The sequence below is a fragment of the Streptomyces sp. NPDC050549 genome (assembly GCF_040655035.1).
Classification (GTDB): domain Bacteria; phylum Actinomycetota; class Actinomycetes; order Streptomycetales; family Streptomycetaceae; genus Streptomyces.
Genome location: NZ_JBFAJD010000019.1, coordinates 145847 through 164969 on the forward strand (window position 1 = coordinate 145847; position 19123 = coordinate 164969).

At 70.9% G+C, this 19123-nt stretch carries 19 protein-coding genes and 6 pseudogenes; 10 read left to right on the forward strand and 15 right to left on the reverse strand.

Annotated features, from left to right (window positions below):
• The first annotated feature begins 143 nt into the window (after positions 1-143).
• Complete coding sequence (locus AB0I51_RS26800; RefSeq protein WP_362979275.1) at positions 144-1298, forward strand: betaine/proline/choline family ABC transporter ATP-binding protein; 1155 nt, start codon at positions 144-146, stop codon at positions 1296-1298.
• 15 nt (positions 1299-1313) lie between these two features.
• On the opposite strand, the gene AB0I51_RS26805 is transcribed toward AB0I51_RS26800, so the two are convergent.
• The 4 genes from AB0I51_RS26805 to AB0I51_RS26820 are packed head-to-tail and all read right to left on the reverse strand — an operon-like array spanning position 1314 to position 4216.
• Positions 1314-1892 carry a hypothetical protein gene (locus AB0I51_RS26805; RefSeq protein WP_362979277.1) on the reverse strand — a complete coding sequence of 193 codons (579 nt, stop codon included), beginning with the start codon at positions 1890-1892 and terminating at the stop codon, positions 1314-1316.
• Positions 1893-1932: 40 nt separating this feature from the next.
• The gene (locus tag AB0I51_RS26810) at positions 1933-2871 is read right to left on the reverse strand and encodes an ABC transporter substrate-binding protein (protein ID WP_362979279.1); all 939 of its coding nucleotides are present in this window, start codon (positions 2869-2871) and stop codon (positions 1933-1935) included.
• A complete protein-coding gene (locus tag AB0I51_RS26815; RefSeq protein ID WP_362979281.1) occupies positions 2868-3539 on the reverse strand; it encodes an ABC transporter permease in 672 nt (223 codons plus the stop codon). Before AB0I51_RS26815 ends, AB0I51_RS26810 begins: the two co-directional genes overlap by 4 nt.
• The gene (locus AB0I51_RS26820; protein ID WP_362979283.1) at positions 3536-4216 is read right to left on the reverse strand and encodes an ABC transporter permease; all 681 of its coding nucleotides are present in this window, start codon (positions 4214-4216) and stop codon (positions 3536-3538) included. The genes AB0I51_RS26815 and AB0I51_RS26820 overlap by 4 nt, the downstream gene beginning before the upstream one ends.
• A 166-nt stretch (positions 4217-4382) precedes the next feature.
• Between AB0I51_RS26820 and AB0I51_RS26825 the strand changes: the two genes are divergently transcribed.
• Both AB0I51_RS26825 and AB0I51_RS26830 read left to right on the forward strand, forming a co-directional pair.
• Entirely contained in the window at positions 4383-5165 is a 783-nt protein-coding gene (locus AB0I51_RS26825) for an ABC transporter ATP-binding protein (protein WP_362979285.1), read from the forward strand.
• Positions 5166-5168: 3 nt separating this feature from the next.
• Positions 5169-6479 (forward strand): FtsX-like permease family protein, encoded by a 1311-nt coding sequence (locus tag AB0I51_RS26830; RefSeq protein ID WP_362979287.1) that lies wholly within the window; start codon positions 5169-5171, stop codon positions 6477-6479.
• A gap of 157 nt (positions 6480-6636) precedes the next feature.
• Here the strand turns inward: AB0I51_RS26830 and AB0I51_RS26835 are convergent, their stop codons facing one another.
• Complete coding sequence (locus tag AB0I51_RS26835; RefSeq protein ID WP_362979289.1) at positions 6637-7206, reverse strand: TetR/AcrR family transcriptional regulator; 570 nt, start codon at positions 7204-7206, stop codon at positions 6637-6639.
• 165 nt (positions 7207-7371) lie between these two features.
• Here AB0I51_RS26835 and AB0I51_RS26840 point away from each other — a divergent pair, with 165 nt between their 5' ends.
• Together AB0I51_RS26840 and AB0I51_RS26845 are read left to right on the forward strand one after the other, a co-directional pair.
• A complete protein-coding gene (locus AB0I51_RS26840; RefSeq protein ID WP_362979291.1) occupies positions 7372-8229 on the forward strand; it encodes a MoxR family ATPase in 858 nt (285 codons plus the stop codon).
• Complete coding sequence (locus tag AB0I51_RS26845; protein ID WP_362979293.1) at positions 8226-9581, forward strand: VWA domain-containing protein; 1356 nt, start codon at positions 8226-8228, stop codon at positions 9579-9581. Before AB0I51_RS26840 ends, AB0I51_RS26845 begins: the two co-directional genes overlap by 4 nt.
• Here AB0I51_RS26845 and AB0I51_RS26850 read toward each other — a convergent pair.
• The 4 genes and pseudogenes from AB0I51_RS26850 to AB0I51_RS26865 form a co-directional block, all read right to left on the reverse strand.
• A pseudogene (locus AB0I51_RS26850) lies at positions 9547-10042 on the reverse strand (hypothetical protein); the annotation flags it as partial. The gene AB0I51_RS26845 and the pseudogene AB0I51_RS26850 overlap by 35 nt on opposite strands.
• A 78-nt stretch (positions 10043-10120) precedes the next feature.
• Positions 10121-10309, reverse strand: a pseudogene (locus AB0I51_RS26855) (DUF4240 domain-containing protein); the annotation flags it as partial.
• Between the two features lie 44 nt (positions 10310-10353).
• A pseudogene (locus AB0I51_RS26860) lies at positions 10354-10467 on the reverse strand (IS5/IS1182 family transposase); the annotation flags it as partial.
• Between the two features lie 53 nt (positions 10468-10520).
• On the reverse strand, positions 10521-11225 hold the full coding sequence (locus tag AB0I51_RS26865; RefSeq protein WP_362979295.1) for an SDR family oxidoreductase: 705 nt from the start codon (positions 11223-11225) through the stop codon (positions 10521-10523).
• Between the two features lie 160 nt (positions 11226-11385).
• Here AB0I51_RS26865 and AB0I51_RS26870 point away from each other — a divergent pair, with 160 nt between their 5' ends.
• A complete protein-coding gene (locus tag AB0I51_RS26870) occupies positions 11386-12345 on the forward strand; it encodes a D-cysteine desulfhydrase family protein (protein WP_362979297.1) in 960 nt (319 codons plus the stop codon).
• A gap of 50 nt (positions 12346-12395) precedes the next feature.
• On the opposite strand, the gene AB0I51_RS26875 is transcribed toward AB0I51_RS26870, so the two are convergent.
• From AB0I51_RS26875 to AB0I51_RS26885, 3 genes are all read right to left on the reverse strand, one after another.
• On the reverse strand, positions 12396-12755 hold the full coding sequence (locus AB0I51_RS26875; RefSeq protein WP_362979299.1) for a cupin domain-containing protein: 360 nt from the start codon (positions 12753-12755) through the stop codon (positions 12396-12398).
• 162 nt (positions 12756-12917) lie between these two features.
• Positions 12918-13895 carry a pyridoxal-phosphate dependent enzyme gene (locus tag AB0I51_RS26880; RefSeq protein WP_362979301.1) on the reverse strand — a complete coding sequence of 326 codons (978 nt, stop codon included), beginning with the start codon at positions 13893-13895 and terminating at the stop codon, positions 12918-12920.
• Complete coding sequence (locus AB0I51_RS26885) at positions 13892-14605, reverse strand: helix-turn-helix transcriptional regulator (RefSeq protein ID WP_362979303.1); 714 nt, start codon at positions 14603-14605, stop codon at positions 13892-13894. Before AB0I51_RS26885 ends, AB0I51_RS26880 begins: the two co-directional genes overlap by 4 nt.
• 124 nt (positions 14606-14729) lie before the next feature.
• On the opposite strand from AB0I51_RS26885, the gene AB0I51_RS26890 reads away from it, so the two are divergent.
• Entirely contained in the window at positions 14730-15731 is a 1002-nt protein-coding gene (locus tag AB0I51_RS26890) for a MerR family transcriptional regulator (protein ID WP_362979305.1), read from the forward strand.
• A gap of 77 nt (positions 15732-15808) precedes the next feature.
• On the opposite strand, the gene AB0I51_RS26895 is transcribed toward AB0I51_RS26890, so the two are convergent.
• The 3 genes and pseudogenes from AB0I51_RS26895 to AB0I51_RS26905 all read right to left on the reverse strand — a co-directional run bounded on the left by AB0I51_RS26895 (position 15809) and on the right by AB0I51_RS26905 (position 17943).
• Positions 15809-16408: a GNAT family protein gene (locus AB0I51_RS26895; RefSeq protein ID WP_362979306.1), complete on the reverse strand. Its 600-nt coding sequence runs from the start codon at positions 16406-16408 to the stop codon at positions 15809-15811.
• Complete coding sequence (locus AB0I51_RS26900) at positions 16405-16971, reverse strand: hypothetical protein (protein ID WP_362979308.1); 567 nt, start codon at positions 16969-16971, stop codon at positions 16405-16407. The genes AB0I51_RS26895 and AB0I51_RS26900 overlap by 4 nt, the downstream gene beginning before the upstream one ends.
• Positions 16972-17047: 76 nt before the next feature.
• Positions 17048-17943, reverse strand: a pseudogene (locus AB0I51_RS26905) (aldo/keto reductase).
• On the opposite strand from AB0I51_RS26905, the gene AB0I51_RS26910 reads away from it, so the two are divergent.
• The 3 genes and pseudogenes from AB0I51_RS26910 to AB0I51_RS26920 form a co-directional block, all read left to right on the forward strand.
• The gene (locus tag AB0I51_RS26910; RefSeq protein ID WP_362979310.1) at positions 17925-18194 is read left to right on the forward strand and encodes a hypothetical protein; all 270 of its coding nucleotides are present in this window, start codon (positions 17925-17927) and stop codon (positions 18192-18194) included. The pseudogene AB0I51_RS26905 and the gene AB0I51_RS26910 overlap by 19 nt on opposite strands.
• A pseudogene (locus AB0I51_RS26915) lies at positions 18191-18316 on the forward strand (ROK family protein); the annotation flags it as partial. The gene AB0I51_RS26910 and the pseudogene AB0I51_RS26915, both read left to right, overlap by 4 nt.
• Before the next feature lie 404 nt (positions 18317-18720).
• Positions 18721-19116 (forward strand): annotated as a pseudogene (locus AB0I51_RS26920) (carbohydrate binding domain-containing protein); the annotation flags it as partial.
• Positions 19117-19123: the final 7 nt, after the last annotated feature.

The following is a 19123-nucleotide window of genomic DNA, read 5'->3' on the forward strand; positions in this document are numbered from 1 at the left end:
TTGAAGCTAGTGGGGTGAAGGGCAGGTGTCCACCGCCTGGACACCACGGGATTTGAAACATTTCAAAACCGGAACCACCACCTCACCAGCCAGTAGGCCCCCGTTGATGGGCGGGGTCGGACCGGCGCCGTTAGCGTGAGGTCATGATCCGGTTCGAGCAGGTCGGCAAGCGGTATCCGGACGGTACGACGGCCGTGGACGGGCTGTCCTTCGAGGTGTCCGAGGGTGAACTCGTCACGCTCGTGGGCCCGTCCGGCTGCGGCAAGACGACGACCATGATGATGGTCAACCGGCTCATCGAGCCCACCTCCGGCCGGATCCTCGTGAACGGCGAGGACATCGCCTCCGTCGACCCGGTGCGGCTGCGCCGCCGTATCGGATATGTCATCCAGCAGGTGGGCCTCTTCCCGCACCGCACGGTGCTCGACAACACGGCGACCGTGCCGTCCCTGGTCGGCTGGAATCGGGCGAAGGCGCGGGCGCGGGCCGCAGAACTGCTCGATCTGGTGGGCCTGGACCCGAAGACGTACGGGCCGCGCTACCCGGAGCAGTTGTCGGGCGGTCAGCGGCAGCGGGTCGGTGTGGCCCGGGCGCTGGCCGCCGATCCGCCGGTGCTGCTGATGGACGAACCGTTCGGCGCCGTCGACCCCGTGGTGCGTGAGCAGTTGCAGGACGAGTTCCTGCGGATGCAGGCCACTGTGCGCAAGACGGTGCTGCTGGTCACGCACGACATCGAGGAGGCGGTACGGCTCGGTGACCGTATCGCCGTGTACGGGCAGGGGCGGATCGAGCAGTACGACACCCCCGGCGCGGTGCTCGGCAAGCCGGCGACGCCGTATGTCGCGTCGTTCGTGGGCGCGGACCGGGGTCTGAAACGGCTGTCCGTCACCGCGATCGAGCCCGACGACCTGGAGCAGCCGCCGGTCGCCCGGGCCGACGAACCGGCGCGGCGGGCCGCCGAACGCCTGCGGGTCGAGGGCGCGCGGTGGGCCGTGGTCCTCGACGAGCAGGGTGAACTGCAGGGGTGGGTCAAGGCCGACGAACTCACCGCGGGCGGCACGGTCGGCGAACTCGCGCACCGGATGAACGCGTGGGTGCCGGTGGGCGCCCCGCTGAAGCAGGCCTTCGGTGTGATGCTCCAGCACGACGCCGGGTGGGTCGCCGTACTGGACGGGGCGCGCTTCCTCGGTGTGCTGACTCCGGCGAAGCTGCACGAGGCCTTGCGACGGTCCGTGGACGCGGACGCCCTCGGAGTGCCGCGCGGGCAGGTGGACTTCGACTCGGTGGCGGACGCGTGAGGGTCGCTTCGCGGCTCAGGAGTAGGTGATGGGGCAGCCCTGTCGCAGTGAGTGCTGGGCGGCGCGCAGGTACAGGGCCACGTAGAAGGCCGTGTCCAGGTCCTCGCTCCAGCGGCCGGGGCGGGTGGCGGCCAGTTCCTCCGCCTCGCCCTCCAGGAACCAGAAGGTGAGCGCCAGGTTCTCGGTCGCCTCCGGTATCTCGGCGGGCAGTTCCAGGGCCGCCGCCAGGCGTTCGGCGAGGACCAGCACCTGGGGTGCGCCCGCAATCACCGTCTCGTCCGTGTACGCGGAGCCGATCGGCAGCCGTATCTCCGCGTCGAGCGAGACCGGCACCAGCACCGACCAGTCGCCGATCAACTCACGTTCCTCAGGGGTCAGTCGAGCACGGCACAGCGCGTCGAAACCCTTCATGGACGGGCTCAGTTTCTCCTCGAAGCCCAGGGCCCCGTCCCGCTCCGGTGCGGGTACGTACGACGGCAGCCCGCGCCGGGCCAACTCCGCGTCGAGCCCCTTGGCGATCCCACCCATCCCACCTTCCCCCGTGTCCTCACGCAGCCACTCTCCGGCACCGACATCGATCAGATAGACACCCATGCCCGAACGGTACAAGCCACCACTGACAACGGCCCGGACCTCACGTCAACAGACCCTTGTCCTTCAGATACGTCCGCGCCACGTCCTGCGCCAACCGCCGCCAGCTGTCGACCTGTTGATTCATCGATGCCAGGTCGGCCGTGGTGAGGACGTCGTTGAGTTTCCCCAGCGCCTTGGTCACGCCGGGGCTCCCCGCACGGGAGCGGTCGACGACCGGGACGACGTAGTCGGCGTTCTGGAGATGCTTGTCGTCGGCGAGTAGGACCAGGCCGAACTCGTCGAGGGTGGCGTCGGTGGTCGTGGTCAGCACCATCTGGTCCTGACCGCTCTGCACCGCGCTCCTGGCCTGGGTCGTGCCGACGCCCTTCGGGTCGACGGCGGTGACGTCGATGCCGTAGGTCTTCTTCAACCCCGGTTCGCAGTACGGCCGTTGCACGCACTCGTCGCCCGCCGCGAGCCGCACCTCCAGTCCCGAGGCGCCGAGGTCGCTGAGGGTCCTGAGGTGGTGCTCGCGGGCGTACGAGCGGGCCACGGCGAAGGCGTTCTGGTCGACGGCCTTCCCCGGGTCGAGGACTGTGAGGCCCCGAGGTGTGGCGAGTTGGCGCAGCGCCTTCATGGTGGTGGCGAGGTCGGGTGAGCCGACGGCCGGTGCGTCGGGGCCGTCGGTCTTGGCGTTGAGCCAGTCGGCGAACGTGGCCGCGTACTCGGGTACGACGTCGATCTGCCCGGATTCCAGGGCGGGTTCGTAGAGTTCGCGGTTGGCGACGGTGAGCAGGGAGGTCTTGTAGCCGGCCTGCTTCAGCAGCAGCGCGTACATCTGGGCAAGCAGGTCGCTCTCGGTGAATCCGGCGGAGCCGATGGTGAGGTGGTGGCTGTCGCCGGGTGGTGCGGTGACGGCGCCCTTGTTCTCCAGGGAGGGGCCGGTCGAACAGCCGGTGGCCGCCAGGAGCAGTGCCGCCGCGACGACGGGCCGCCTCATCGCGCTCCCCTCGCCCAGCGGGGCGCCAGCCGTTCGGCGACCTCGAAGACGCCCTCGACGAGCAGCGCGAACACCGCGACGAGGACGGCTCCGGCCACCACCTGTGCCGTGTTGGCGAGGTTGAAGCCGGCCGTGATGATGCGGCCGAGTCCGCCGCCGCCCGCCAGTGCGGCGATCGTGGCGGTCGCGACGAGTTGGACGGCCGCGATGCGTACGCCGTTCATCAACAGCGGGAGGGAGAGCGGCAGTTCGACGCGGAACAGCATCTGACGGCCTGTCATTCCCATGCCGCGCGCAGCGCGCACCACATCGCGGTCGACCTCGCGCATGCCGACGTACGCGTTGGTGAGGAGGGGCGGTACGGCGAACAGGACGAGGGCGACGACCGTGGGTCCCTCGCCCCACTTGCCGATCGGGGTCAGGAGCAGCAGGACCAGTACGGCGAAGGTGGGTACCGCGCGGCCGATGTTGGAGATGTTGACGGCGAGCGCGCCACCCTTGCCGAGGTGGCCGAGGACAAGGGCGACCGGCAGCGCGATCAGACAGCTGATGACCAGACAGACGACCGTGAGGACGAGGTGCTGCGCGAGCCGGTGCCAGATGCCGTCGTCGCCCGACCAGTGCGCGGGGTCGGTGAGCCAGTGCCAGGCGTCGGTGAGGGTGCTCATCCGCGCACCGCTCTGGTCCATGGGGTGATCAGCCGCTGGACGAGCAGGAGGAGCAGGTCGGCGACGATCGCGATCACCACGCACAGCACGGACGCGGTGAGCACCTGTGCCTTGAAGTAGGTGTTCATGCCCGCGTAGATGAGGTTGCCGAGTCCTCCGAAGCCCACGATCGCGCCGACCGTCACCAGCGAGACCGCCGAGACGGTGGCGATGCGCAGGCCGGCCATCGAGGCGGGGAGCGCGAGGGGCAGTTCCACGGTGAGGAGGAGGCGGATCGGGCCGTAGCCCATGCCGCGTGCGGCCTGCCGGGTCTCCTCGGGTACGGCGCGCAGGCCCGCGAGGATGTTGCGGACGAGCAGGGTGAGGGAGTAGAGGACCAGGCCGGCTACGACGAGGGTGGCCGAGAGACCGTAGACGGGCAGGAGCAGGGAGAACATCGCCAGGGACGGGATCGTGTAGAGGATCGTCGTCACGGCGAGGACCGGTCCCGCTGCCCAGCCCCAGCGGCGGGCCAGCACCGCGAGCGGCAGGGCGAGGGCCAGACCGACGAGCACCGAGATCGCGGTCAGCTGGAGGTGCTGGCCGACCGCGTCGAGGAGGATGTGGCGGCGGGTGCTCAGATACTCGCCGCAGATCCACTCGTTGCGGGCGAGGCAGTCGTCCGGGGGCGCGGTCACATGACCATTGCATCGGGTGGGCCGTGGGGCGGCTCGTTCTGGTGACCCGTACGGGGTGTCGCTGAGTACACCCCCCGATACGGGTTCTGCGCCCAATGTGCGCCGCCCGCCCTCTCCGTAGCGTCGTCGGCGAGGCACAGGGCGTGCCGCACGGAGGGTGATGGCGATGTTTCGCACCGCACGACGGACACACGACAAGGGATCCGCCGCCGAGGCGCTGCGGCTGGTCAAGGTCAGCAGGACCTACGGTCATGACGACAGTGCCGTGACCGCGCTGGACGGGGTCACGCTGAGTCTGGAGCGCGGCACTTTCACAGCGGTGATGGGGCCTTCGGGGTCCGGCAAGTCGACGCTGTTGCAGTGCGCGGCGGGGCTCGACCGGCCGGACAGCGGGATCGTGATGGTCGACGGCGCGGAGCTGACGGGCGGGAGCGAGGCGGAGCTGACGAGGTTCCGGCGCGGGCGGATCGGGTTCGTGTTCCAGCAGTACAACCTGCTCGACACACTCACCGTGGCGCAGAACACCGTGCTGCCGCTGAAGCTGGCCGGCCGGCGTGTCGACCGTGAGCGGGCCCGGGAGGTCCTGACCGCGGTCGGTCTCGGGGACCGGCTCGGCCACCGCCCCGACCAGCTCTCCGGCGGTCAGCGGCAGCGGGTCGCGATCGCCCGCGCACTGGTCACCGAACCCCGGGTGATCTTCGCGGACGAGCCGACCGGCGCTCTGGACACGCGCAGCGCGCGGGACGTGCTGCTGCTGTTGCGGGAGGCGGTGCGGGTGCACGGCCGCACGGTGGTCATGGTGACGCACGATCCGGTCGCCGCCTCGTACGCCGACTCGGTCGTCTTCCTCGCGGACGGCAGGCTCGCCGGGCGGATGCACGCGCCGACCGTCGACGCGGTCGCCGAGCGGCTTGCGCACCTGGGCGACGACATGACGGTGGGGGTGTGAGCGATGTTCGTACTGGCGATGCGTTCGATCCGGCAGCGGCCGGGGCGGTTCCTGGCGACACTGCTGGCCGCGTTCCTGGGCGCGGCGATCATCATGACGTTCGACTCGCTGCACGACACGGCGGCACAGCACGGCATCGATTCGGTGAGTTCCGGGACGCTGTCCACGTCGGCGAGTGTCGTCGGCGGCTACGGCACCCTGCTGGTGTTCTTCGCCGTCGCCTCGACGCTGACCGTCAACGTACGGCAGCGGACAAGGGAGTTGGAGACACTGCGCTGCTCGGGAGCGACCCCGGCGCAGCTCAAGCGGATGGTCGTGGGTGAGGCGGTGGCCGTCGCCCTGCTGGGCGCGCTCCTCGCCGTCGGCCCGGCGATGCTCGGCGGACGGGCGCTGCTCGGAGTGTTCCAGGACAGCGGCCAGGTGGCGCGGTCCGTCGACTACTCCTTCGGGCCCTACGCCCTCCAGTCCGGCCTCGGCATCACCCTGCTCGCCTCGGCGGGCGCCGCCTTCCTGGCCGTGCGGCGGGCGACGCGCGGGCGTCAACAGCGGGGCCGGGCACGGACGTTGCTCGCGTACGGCGCGCTGGTCGCGGGTGTGGTGTCGGTGTCGGCGACCTTCGCGTTCTCCGCGACGGACGCCGCGCTGATGGCGGCACCGGCGTACGGGGCGATTTCGCTCTCGGTGGGACTGGCACTGCTGGCCCCGCGCCTGCTGAAGGGCCTGCTCGACCGGCTCCAACCGGTGGGCGCGAGCGGCTGGTTGGCCGTACGCAATCTGCGTGAGCGAGCCGACCAGCTCGCCGGCATCCTGATGTCGCTGATCCTGTTCACGGCGGTGTCCACGGCGACGCTCTACATGCAGGCGGTGGAGAGCGACGCGGTGAAGGCTTCGGGGCTGACGAAGGCCGTGGACGCGAAGAACCTGGAGACACTCAACTTCACGGTCGTCGGCATCATCGTGGTCTTCGTCTGCGTGATGCTGGTCAACTCCCTGTACGCGGCGACGACTTACCGCGCCCGGGAGTTCGGCGGGCAGCGACTGGCGGGCGCGACTCCGGGACAGGTGCTGCGCACGGTGGGCACCGAGACCGCCATCCTCACCGTCACCGGAGTGCTGTCCGGCACGGTGGCCGCGCTGGCGGGGATCCTCCCGTTCACCATGGTCCGCACGGACTCGGTGCTGCCCCACCAGGGCCTCGGGATCTGGGTGGCGGTCGTCGCGGTGGCGGCGACGGTGACACTGGGGACGAGCCTGCTGACGGCACGGCGGGTGTTGCGCACACCGGCGGTGGAGTCGGTGGCGCTGACCGCGTGAGTCCTGCCGGAGGGGTCGGGGGCAGTCGCTTCGGCGGCTGCCCCCCTTCCGCGTCCGGCCGCGCCCTGCAGGGGGCACGGGGCGGTGTCGACCTGCGGCTCCGCCGCGCGGGCGCGACCAGCCACGACGGCGCCGCATCGACAGCCCGACCCGGCGTTCAGGCGACGCCGGCCGCGTCCAGCAGTGTCGTCACCGTCTCCAGGGTGAGCCCGTCCAGCGTCTCCAACTTCGCTCCGGCGCGGGCGCTCGCGCCGTCGAAGACCAGCATCAACTGGCGGGCCAGCAGGGCGGGATCGTGTGCGCCGCCCAGCTCGGCCTGGGCGCGGAAGGCGTCCTGCAAGGTCTCCTTGGCGGAGCGGGCGACGACGCTCGCCGGGTGCTCGGGGTCCTTCAGTTCGACCAGCGCGGCGAGAAAGGGGCAGCCCATGTACTCGGGCCGGGTCGAGGCCTTCTCCGCCTGCTCGAAGACGTACAGGATACGTTCGCGTGGCGTACCGGCGTCGGCCGGGCCCGGCATGAGCCGCGCCGCGTAGCCCGGGGCGCGCCGCTCCAGGCTCGCGGCCAGGACCTCGTCCTTGCTGTCGAAGAGCTGGTACATCGACCGCTTCGAGACTCCGGCGGACCGGCACAGCGCCTCCACGCCGATGGAGACGCCGTCGCGGTAGAAGAGCTCGGCCGCCGCGTCGAGCAGCCGGTCTCGGGGGGTCGCCTTGTCTGTCGTGGCCATACCCCGAGGCTACCGCGCCGGAAGCCAAGAGGAAACCGATCGGTATACAGGCTTGCGCGGCGACCCGATCGCGGGTGACAGTAAAGGTGAACAAGCGCTTAGATATGTAGCTGGATGCCGATGCACCGCCCTTGACGCACCGCCCTCGATCCGCCGGAGGCCCCGTTGTTCCGTTCCGTCGACGAAGTCGCCGCGCGCCTCGCCGAGACCGGCTACCTGGCCTCGCCCGCGGTCGCCACGACCGTCTTTCTCGCCGACCGCCTCGGCAAGCCGCTTCTCGTCGAGGGCCCCGCCGGTGTCGGCAAGACGGAGCTGGCGAAGGCCGTCGCCGAGGTCGCCGGGGCGGAGCTGGTCCGGCTCCAGTGCTACGAGGGCGTCGACGAGTCCCGCGCGCTGTACGAGTGGAACCACGCCAAGCAGCTGCTGCGCATCAGCGCGGGCCGTGACGAGAGCTGGGACGAGACCCGCACCGACATCTTCAGCGAGGAGTTCCTGCTCCCCCGCCCACTGCTCACGGCGATCCGCGGCGACGACCCGAAGGTCCTGCTGATCGACGAGACCGACAAGGCGGACGTCGAGGTGGAGGGCCTGCTGCTGGAGGTGCTCAGTGACTTCCAGGTCACCGTCCCGGAGCTGGGAACCATCACCGCGACCCGCCGCCCCTTCGTGGTCCTCACCTCCAACGCGAGCCGCGAACTCTCCGAGGCCCTGCGCCGCCGCTGCCTGTTCCTCCATATCGGCTTCCCCGACGAGGAGTTGGAGCGCCGGATCGTACGGCTGAAGGTGCCCGGGCTCGGTGAGACGCTGGCCGCGTCGGTGGTCCGGGTGGTCGGGGCGCTGCGGGAGATGGAGCTGCGGAAGGTGCCGTCGGTGGCCGAGACCATCGACTGGGCCCGCACCCTCCTGGCCCTCGGCGCCGACGCGCTCGACGAGACGCTCGTACGGGACACCCTCGGCGTGCTCCTCAAGCACCAGGACGACATCCTCAGGGCGGCGGCGAAGCTCGACCTGGACGCGGTGTGAGTGCCGCCGTTGTCGCCGAACGGCTGACGGGCCTCGTCGCGGCGCTGCGCGCGCACGGTCTGCGGATCGGGACCGGCGAGACCGTGGACGCGGCGCTGGCGATGGAGGCGCTCGGGTTCACGGACCGTGAGCTGCTGCGCGAGGGACTGGCCGCGACACTGCTGCACGGCACGTCCCAACGCCCGGTGTTCGATCCGGTCTTCGACCTGTACTTCCCGCGCGGTATCGGAGCACCGCAGGGCGAGCCCACCGGCCGCGACGATCTCCGCGACCGGCTCGCGGCGGCGCTGGCCGCCAACGACCGGGCTCTGATGGGGCAGTTGGCGGCGGAGGCGGTCGACGGTTTCGGCGGCTACGGCAACTCCCCCACGACGGACGGCTGGTCGTCGCACCAGACCCTGGAATGGCTGCGCCCGCAGACCCTGCTGGCCCGGGTGCGCACGAGCATCCGGGCGCAGGGCGGGGACACCGGCTTCACCGACCGGCTGCTCGACGACGAGATCCGGCAGCGCATCGAGGGATTCCGGCGGCAGGTCGCCGGGGAGGCGCGGCGCCGGGTCGCCGAGCGGCGCGGGCGGGACGAGATCGCCCGGCGGGCGGTGGCACCGACGGCCGACCGCGTCGACTTCCTGTTCGCCGGCCGGGCCCAACTGGCCGAACTGCGCAGGGCTGTTCAGCCGCTGGCCCGGAAGCTGGCCACCCGCCTCGCCGCCCGCCGGCGCCGCGCCTCCCGGGGCACCATCGACCTGCGCCGCACCCTGCGCGGCTCGCTGTCCACGGGCGGGGTGCCGATGCGGCCGGTGCTGCGCAGGCGTCGGCCGGTCCGGCCCGAACTGGTGCTGCTGTGCGATGTGTCGGGCTCGGTGTCGGGCTTCTCCGACTTCACGATGCTGCTGGTGCAGGCGCTGCACGACCAGTTCAGCAAGGTCCGCGTGTTCGCCTTCGTCAACCGCCTCGACGAGGTGACCCCGCTGCTCGCGCACGGCACGGCCGACCCGGAGGGTCTGGGCGCCCGCATCCGCGCCGAGGCCACCCTCACCGGCTGGCACGGAAGCAGCGACTACGGCGTGGCCCTGGGCGAGTTCGCCGAGCGCTACGGCGACGCGGTCGGCCCGCGCACGACCGTGTTCGTCCTCGGCGACGCCCGCACCAACATGAGCGACCCGAATCTCCCGGCCGTCCGGCACATCGCCCAACGGGCCCGCCGCGTCTACTGGTTGAACCCCGAGCAGCGCACCCAGTGGGGCACCGGCGACTCGGCCGCGCCGGACTACGCGGGACTGGTCGAGATGCACGAGTGCCGGAACGCGAAGCAACTCAGCGTGCTGGTGGGCCGGTTGCTGCCGATCTGAGTGTGAGGAGCGAACACAATGCCTGGACTCGCCTATAGGTGATCACACAGCGGGCGAGCTTCAGGAACGCCTCGTGGACGTAGTCGCGGACCTCCCGGCGGATCCGTAGCCGTCGGAGGCCGTGGATCCACGCGTTCGTCCGCTGGACCACCCAGCGGACCGAGCCCAGGCCGGAGCCGTGCGGAACTCCGCGTCGCGCGATGACCGGCTCGATGCCGCACTTCCGCAGGAGCCGACAGTACTTGTCGAAGTCGTAGCCCCGGTCGACGAACAACTGCCGCGGCCGGTGAGGAGGGCGCCACCCGCGTCGGTGATGACGTGGTGCTTCGAGCCGGGCGGGGCACGTTCGACGGGGCCCGGCCCGGTTTTGGGCCGCTCCGACGGGCCTGCTGGTGGGAGCCGTCGATCACCGCCCGGGGCCAGTCCCGCAGTCGGCGCCGGCACGTCATCCCGGACTCGAAGGCTGAACTCCTGCGGCAGTCACTCCCGGCGTAGTTGACCTTCTCGCAGAAGAGGACATAGTCGCCATTGGCGACAGCGGCGATGACCGTGGGGTGCTCGGCCAGGCTGTCCGGTGCGGCAGCCGCTCGCTCGTACCAGTGGCGGCCCAGGGAGAGCGGACCGGCACGGAAGTCCATGAAGCTGCCGTCCGAGCAGCCGCCCCGACGAGATAGGCAGCGGCCCACAGGTGTTCGAGCGGGCAGTCTCGATGATGTTCCAGAATTCATCCGCTTCCACAGCCCTGAACCCTGTCACACGGCTCTGACAAGCCGAACTGCCGACGGGACAGCAGAGCAAGCCGTGCCCCTGACCGCTTGGCCACCCGGTCGGCAGCGGACTTCGAGACGCCGAACAGCGGAGCCGGCCGGCGCATCGTCGAGTTGGTGCCGACGGCGCCCGCCTGGCTGTCCCATCGCCGCCGTCGTTGCGGGACACCCCTCAGGCGGTCGCCAACTGCGGGTAGAGCGCGCCGCCTTCGGCGGACAGCCCGGCCTTCACCTGGCGGGTCAGGTCGTCGGCCAGGACCTCGAAGGCGCCGGACTCGATGCCGTCGAGGGCCTGTGCGGCCACGCTCTCGGGAGTGGACTTGGGCCCGTCGACATGCGCGGCCATGTCGGTGTCGACGTAGCCGACATGGAGTCCCGTGACCTCGATGCCGCGCGGCTTCAGGTCCAGGCGCAGGGAGTTGGTCTGCGACCAGAAAGCGGCCTTGGAGGCGCTGTAGGAGCCGGCGATGCCGACCCAGGACAGCACCGAGTGGAAGTTCAGGATGTGGCCGCCGCCGTTGCGCTCGATGATCGGCACGAAGGCGCGCGTGACGAGCAGCGGGCCGTAGAAGTTGGTCTCGAACTCGCGGCGGATGTCCTCGACGGGCGAGTCCAGGAAGTTCGCGCTCACCGCCGCGCCCGCGTTGTTGATCAGGATGGTGACGTCCTGCGCCTGCTCGGCCGCCGCCGCGACGGACGCGGGGTCGCTGACCTCCAGCGCCAGCGGTACGGCGTCGGGGTGGGTGACGGTCTTCGGGTCGCGGGCGGTGGCGTACACCTTCTTGGCGCCGCGCTCGTACAGGGCCTCCACCAGTGCGCGGCCGATGCCACGGCTGCCGCCGGTGACGAGGACGACGGAACCTTCGATGCTTGTCATGGAAATCTCCAGGAGCCGGGGGCAGCCGCGCGGAGCGCGACTTGGAAACCGATCGGTTTACCTGCCTCCACCACAGTAAACCGATCGGTTTACAACGGCAAGAGGGCAGGGCTCCCGGCTCGCGGCGGGCGTGCGTCCGCGGCACGCGATGATGTACGGCATGAGCGACCCCCGCGTGGAACTGGCCACCTTCCCCACCCCCGTCGAACCGGCACCCCGGCTGGCCACCGCGATCGGGCTCGGCCCGGACGACCTGTGGATCAAGCGCGACGACCTGACCGGCCTCGGAGGCGGCGGCAACAAGATCCGCAAGCTGGAGTGGACCGTGGGCGCGGCACTGGCCGAGGGTGCGGACACCCTGGTCACCACGGGCGCCCCGCAGAGCAACCACGCCCGTCTGACCGCCGCCGCCGGAGCCCGGCTGGGCCTTGCCGTGGTGCTGGTGCTGCGCGGATCGCCGGGAGTGTCCCGCTCGGGGAACCTCGCCCTCGACGGGCTGTTCGGCGCCCGGATCGCCTGGGCGGGCGAGGCGGACCAGGCCGGACTGGACCGGGCGGCGGCCGAGGTGTGCGAGCAGCTGCGCAAGGGAGGCGCCCAGCCCGCGCTGATCCCGTTCGGCGGTTCCAGCGCGCTCGGCGCACGCGGCTACGCGCACTGCGGCGAGGAGCTGCGCGGGCAGCTCCCCGACCTCCGTACCGCCGTGGTCGCGCTCGGCTCCGGCGGCACGATGGCGGGGCTGGTGATGGCACTCGGCGCGGCGGCGGTGCTCGGGGTCGACGTGGGCGCACTGCCCGAACCGGCCGCCGCCGTAAGCGAGTTCGCCGATTCGACCGCGCCGGAGGAACTGCGGATCCGACGCGACCAGGTCGGCGAGGGCTACGCCTCGCTCACCGCGCCGACCGCCGAAGCGCTCACCCTGGCCGCCCGCACCGCCGGGCTCGTGCTCGACCCCACGTACACGGGACGGGCGATGGCCGGTCTGATCGCGGCCGTCCGGGACGGTGACATCAGGCCGCGCGAGCGGACCGTGTTCGTGCACACGGGCGGGCTGCCCGGCCTGTTCGGACACGGCGAGGGGGTCTCGTACGCGGAGGGGCAGGTAGTCGAGTACCGGGCATGACATACGCGCCCGGCGGGTGCGGTGCCGCGGGGCGCGTACGTCCGGAGGGGCTACGGAGCCTTCGCGTAGTCCGTGGCCATGGCGCCGGCGAAGTCGTACACGATCACCTGCTCGTCGCCGACGACCCACGCGTCATGTCCCGGCGGACACACGAAGACGTCACCGGGGCCCACTTCGCGCTCTCCGCCGTCGTCCATGAGGAGATGCATGCGCCCCTTGACCACATAACCGTTGTGATGGATCTCGCAGCTCTTGGTGCCCGCGATCGGGGCCACGGACTCGGACCAGCGCCAGCCCGGCTCGAACGTGCCCACCGCGAAGTCGAGTCCGGTCAGGTGGACCGCTTCGAGGTGCCCACGGGGGAAGTCACGCCGCTCGTCCGGCTTCTCGACCGTCTTCACTTCCAGCATGACGGCTGCCTCCATTCCGGCCGCACAGCACGGCCGGGGCCGGTACCCGTCTCCCGGCGGCCTCGGACGGCACCGGCGCTCCGGCGGGGGCCGCGCCCCACCACTCCATCGTCTTCCTGTCCACCCGGGAGCGCCATTCGGGGGAACGACAGACGGTCACCGTCACGACGAGCCGCTCCCGCACAGCAGCGCGAACCGCTCGGTGCCGATGTTGCCGCCCGAGACGATCATCCCCACCCGGCCGGTGACGCGGCCCGCGTGCCCGGCGAGGAGCGCGGCCAGCGGGGTGGCGCCGCTCGGCTCGACGACGATCTTCAGCCGCTCGAAGGCGAACCGCATCGCATCCTTGATCTCCTCGTCACTCACCAGCACGATCTCGTCGACCAGCCGCCGGTTCACGGAGAAGGTCAGCTCACCGGGCGTCTCGGCCGCCTGCCCGTCCGCGATGGTGCGCGGCACCGGGATGGACACGCGCCGGCCCGCCTCCAGGGACCGCTTGGTGTCGTCCCCGGCCTCCGGTTCGACGCCGATCACGCGGGTGCCCGGGCGCAGCCCCTTGACGGCTGTGGCCGTCCCAGCGATCAGCCCGCCGCCACCCACGGGCACCAGCACGGCGTCCAACTCCCCCACTTCCTCGGTGAGTTCGAGTGCCGCAGTGCCCTGCCCCGCCATGACGTGCGGATGCTCGTAGGGCGGGATGAGGGAGAGTCCGCGCTCGGCCGCCAGGGCCTCCCCGATGGCCACCCGGTCGCCGGTGTAGCGGTCGTAGGTGACGATCTCGGCGCCGTACCCCGCGGTGGCGGCCAACTTCGAGGCCGGGGTGTCCTCGGGCATGACGATCACCGCGGTGGTGCCGAGTTCGCGGGCGGCGAGGGCGACGGCCTGGGCGTGGTTGCCCGAGGAGTAGGCGGCGATGCCCCGGGCCAGTTGCTCCGGGGTCAGCCGGGAGGCCGCGTTGTACGCGCCGCGGAACTTGAAGGCGCCGATCCGCTGGAAGTTCTCGCACTTCAGGAACACCTCGGCGCCGACGAGTTCGTCGAGGGTGCGCGAGCGCAGTACCGGTGTGCGGTGGGCGACGCCCTTGATCTGCGCGGCAGCGTCACGGATGTCGTCGAGGATGATGGGCGGGGTGGTGGTCACTCGTCTCCTCCAGTGGAAGCGGAACCGGGGTCGGACGGTGTGCCCGTCGCCGCCCGGGCCTGCGAGAGGTAGTTGTAGGCCGAAGCCCTGGAAATACCCAGCCGGGCGGCGACCTGTTCGACGGCCCGGCGCACGGCGAAGACCCCGTGCTCGTCGAGGCTGCGGAACAGCTCCAGCCGCTGGGCGCGGCCGAGTTGGACCCAGGTCCTGCTCTGCCGCAGCTGATGGGCGTCGACGATGGCCTCGACCACGGAGTCGATGTCGTTGCCGAAGGTGGTCGTACCCGACGCCTCACCCGCCCCGGTCCCGCCTCCCCCGCCGATCCCGGCGAGCACGGCCTGCGCCTGCTGTACGGCGGTGACGTCGACGTTGACGCACAGCGCGCCGAACACCACGCCCGCCGAGTCCCGCAGCACCATCGTGGACGACTTGAGCAGTTGGCCGCCCTTGGTCCGGGTGAGGTAGTTCAACTCGTCGCCGGCCTCGTCGCCGCGCGCCAGCACCCGCAGCCCGATCTCACTCATCGCACCGCCCACCGAGCGCCCGGTGACAGCTCCGGCGACGGCGACCACGGACTTCTCCGGGTGCCGGTAGTCGTGCAACACCACCTCGCACACCGGCCCGAAGGTCGCCGCGATCCCCTCGACGACGGACCCCAACGCACCGATGATCGCGTCCCGTTGGGCGTCCAGGGCAGGGTCGCTGTCCACCGCTCCCCCTCTCGAACTTAGACAGCCAGTCCAGTCACTATACGCGGAATCCACCCCCGCACGCGCATGCTCCGTCCGTTCGCTCTTGACCCTCAAGTCGCTTGAGATCCCCATGGTGATCGGCATGAATGAGCTCTACTCCATCGGAGACGTCGCCCACCGCACCGGCCTGAGCGTGAGCGCGATCCGGTTCTACGCCGACGAGGGCGTCGTCACACCCACCGACCTCACCGGGGGCGGCTTCCGGCAGTACGACATGCACGCCATCGCCCGGCTCGAACTCGTACGGACCCTGCGCGACCTGGGTGCCGGCCTGGACGACATCCGGCGGGTACTCGGCACCGAGACCACCCTGCACGACCTGGTGCTCACTCATCTGCGGCTCGTCGAGGACCAGTTACGGCAGTTCCGGGCACGCTCGGCCGTGCTGCGGACCATCGTGCGGCAGCACACCACGACGGAACAGGTGAGCCTGATGCACAAGTTGGTGTCGATGTCCGACGACGACCGCGACCGGCTCATCGGCGAGTTCTGGGACTACGTGACCGAGGGCCTGGACGTCCATCCCGCCTACATCGAGCAGTTGCACAGCAAACGACCGCACCTGCCCGAGGAGCCGTCCACCGAGCAGTTGGAGGCCTGGATCGAACTCGCCGAGATCGTGCGGGACTTGGAGTTCCGCACGGCACTGCGGGACTTCTTCCACCGCACCTTCGACACGGAGCAGGGCAGGCTGGTCGCCTCGCCGGAAATGATGGCCCGCATCGAGAGGCATCGGCAGCTTGCCCTGGATGCGCGGGCCTACCAGCAGGCGGGAGTGCCCGCGGACTCGCCGCAGGCCCGGGACATCGCCGAGCGCGTGGCCGCCGACTCGGCAAGGCTCGCGACGGCGATGACCGGGGACCGCAGCCACGACGTCGAGAAGGCCCGGCGCGGCATCGTCGGCTTCGACCCGAACGGCAGATCGGCGCAGACACTGGCCAAGTCGACCGGCCTGCAGCTGCTGACCAGGTACCACTCCCTGGTGGCGACGATCAACGGCACCCCCAAACCGGACCAGGAGCGGGCGGCGGCAGTCCGCGAGTGGATGGCCACCGCACTGCGCCAGGGCCCGTCCGACGGATGACGCGGCCGAAGTCCCGGTTCACGTTCCCGGTCCGTCAGTCGCGCCGGCCGGACCGGGAGTGCCGGCGCACCCGCCCATCAGGCCGTGCCCTTGGCCGCGACGCGCGTGAGCAACTTGTCGCGCACCGAGGGCCATTCGTCCGCGAGCACGCTGTAGTACAGCGAATCGCGGCGCGTGCCGTCCTGGCGCACCATGTGACTGCGCAGCGTCCCTTCATAGGTCAACCCCAGCCGTTTCATTGCGCGTTGGGACCGTTCGTTGAGGTTGTCGGTCCGCAGGGCGATGCGGACAAGGCCCAGAGCGTCGAAGGCGTATCCGAACAGCAGAAGCTTGGACTCGGCGTTGCAGGGGCCACCCCGACAAGAACGATCGAACCAGGTCGCACCGACCTCGGCCCGCCCCTCGGCAAGGTCCAGCTCATACAGACTGGTCGAACCGATCACCGTGTCGTCCGTCAGGCGCTGGACCGCGAAGCACCGCCGGGCCTGATCCGCGAGCATCCGACCGATCATCGCCCGCATCTCAGGCAGGGAGTCGGGGCGAGGCCGGGGCATCCATCGCCAGACCTCGGGATCCGACGCGGAGGTGAACAGCGCTTCGGCATGATCGACGGACAGCGGGACGAGCCGGACAGTACGGCCGGAAAGAGAATCGTTGCTCATCATGGCCGCGGTCACGTGCGAGGACGCCGTCCGGCCTTCCAACGCCGGAATCTGAAGGCGATCACAGAAACGAGCGTGACGACCAGACTCACGCCGGCGACCGCGTTGTCCGCCTTCGGCGCCACGCCCGTGTAGTGCCAGATCAAGGCTCCGGTGAGCGCGATACCTCCCCCAAGGACACCGAAGGCGGTGGCCAGCGACAGGCGCGTGCCCCGATCCATCGGGGTCTTGGTCATGACGATCGGTTCCCGCGTCGGCTGCAGGGTGATGTAGTCGTCCTTGCCGACGGCGGCGAGCGCGTCGGACGCGTCGCCGCCCGGAGCGCATACGAAGCACACTGTCCGGCCCTCTTCGACGAAGACGGTGAGGGGCCGGCTGCTGCACCGGGCGATCTTCAGCTGGAGTCGGTGTTCTCCCGGCGGCACTTCGAAGCGAACCGTCTTCCCTCGCCGGACGCCGCCCACTCGGGTGTCGCCGATGAAGACGTCGTAGGCGCGGAGCATGTCGCGATAGCCGCCCCACTCCCGTGACAGCACCACGGTTCCGTGCGTGGGTACGGCCCTTTCCTCGTCGTCCATCGCAGCCCCCTTCACACGGACACCGTGGGTTCCGCGAGCGTACTCGTACGTCAACTGCGGCTGAACAAACGGCTGTTCAAGCCCACTCCGCCGTTCCGCTCGCCACTGCCGTATCGAGGTCCCGCCATGATTCCGCGGTCAGGTCGGCGGCGGTCCGGCGGGCAGTGGACACGACCTCCTCCGGGGTGCGGAAGCCCGCGACCACACAGGCCACGCCGGGGTCGCGCAGCGGAAAGCGCAGGGCGGCGTGCGGAAGTTCGGTGCCGTGTCGTGCGGACACCTCGGCGAGGAGGCGGGCGCGGCGCAGCGCCGATTGCGGGACGGGGCCGTAGTCGAACGTGGCGTCGTCCGTGGGGCAAGCGCGGCTGAGCAGGCCGGAGTTGAACGGTGCGGCGGCCACCACCGCGACCCGCGTGCGGCGCACGCGTCCAGCAAGGAGCGGGCGGTGCGGTCGAGCAGGGTCCACCGCCCGGCCACCATCACGGCGTCGACCTCCGCCTCCTCGACGATGCGCAGCAGCGGGGCGACCGTGTTCATGCCGACGCCGACGGCACCGACGACACCTTGGTCGCGCAGGGCCGCCAGCGCGGGCAGGGCTTGGCCGAGGGCGGTGTCCAGGTGATCGTCGGGATCATGGACGTAGACGATGTCCACATGGTCCAGCCGCAGGCGGTCCAGGCTGCTTTCCAGGCTTCGCAGTACGCCGTCCCGTGAGTAGTCGGGGCGGCGGACCAGCGTGTCGGGTACGGCGAAGCCTCCTGCCGCAAGGTCGGAGCCGATGGGTAGCGGGTGGGGTTCCAGCAGGCGGCCGACCTTGGTGGAGACGGTGAACTCCGTGCGTGGACGGTGGGCGAGGGCGTTGCCGAGCCGCCGTTCGGACAGTCCGAGGCCGTGGTGCGGGGCGGTGTCGTAGTAGCGCACGCCCACCTCCCAGGCTGCCTCAAGGGTGGCCCGTGCCTGGCCGTCGCCGATCGGACTGCGGAGGTTGCCGACGGGGGCGGCACCGACTCGACGCCGGGGCCGAGGCCGCCGACGGCACGCAGGGCCGGTTCCACATCCTGAACGTGGTGGAGGGCGAAGGCGTCACCGTGCACACGGCGGCCGGAGACCGGCACGAACTGGCCTACGCGGAGACCCTGCCCGTGCCGGCCGCGGTCGGCCGGTACACCCTGCGAGCGGCAGACAGCGGTCCGGTGCGTGTCGTGAAGGCGCTGGTCCGTTGATCCCGGTCCTGGAGATCGGCGGCACCCATGTCACCGCCGTGCTCGTCGACCTGCCCGCCGGACGGGTCACCAGCCGTACGCGCAAGCCGCTCGACGCGGACGGCGACGCCGAGGACATCCTCGATGTCGCACCGCGCTGGAGCCCATTCGCGTGCTGCGCCCGCGCAGCACCGCCGCGTTGGCCCAACTCCTCGACGACATATGCCAGGACGAGCACTACCGCGGCCACGCGACCGAGACCGCACCCGCCCGGCAGACCTCGCCCGACGGCAAGACAGAGGAACTCCAGCCCGTCCCCGGCCGCAGGACGGAACAACTCCCCGCGGTCCGCCCGCGCCTGGGCCCAGGACAGCGTCGGGCGGCCGTGCTGAACGAGGTCGCCGCGGCGGCGGTCGCCGGCTTCGGCTGCTCCCTCCTGATCCCCGGCCCCACAGCGGCCACCACCGCGGTCACCACCCCGGCCGCACCCTCGGCGAGCGCGTCGGCCGCCCCGACGTCCGCCGCCCCCAGCGCAGTCGGGACTCGCGACGTGCTGACCAACACCGGCTTCGAGTCGGGCGCCGTCTCACCGTGGAGCTGCGCGGGCAGCACGGGATCGATCGTCACCTCCCCCGTTCACTCGGGCTCCAAAGCCCTTGAGGAGGAGGTGAGTTCGAGCGACACCGCGCAGTGCGACCAGACCGTCGCGGTAGGGCCGAACACCACCTACTCGCTGAGCGGCTGGGTCCGCGGCTCCTACGTCTACCTCGGCGTGAGCGGCGGAACCTCCACCTGGACGACATCCCCCGCCGGCTACAGCTCCCTGACCGTCCCCTTCTCCACGGGCCTGTCCCAGACCACCGCGACGATCTACGTCCACGGCTGGTACGCGCAGGGCGACCACAACGCCGCCGACATCACCCTGGGCGTGTCCGGTGGCGGCGGCCATA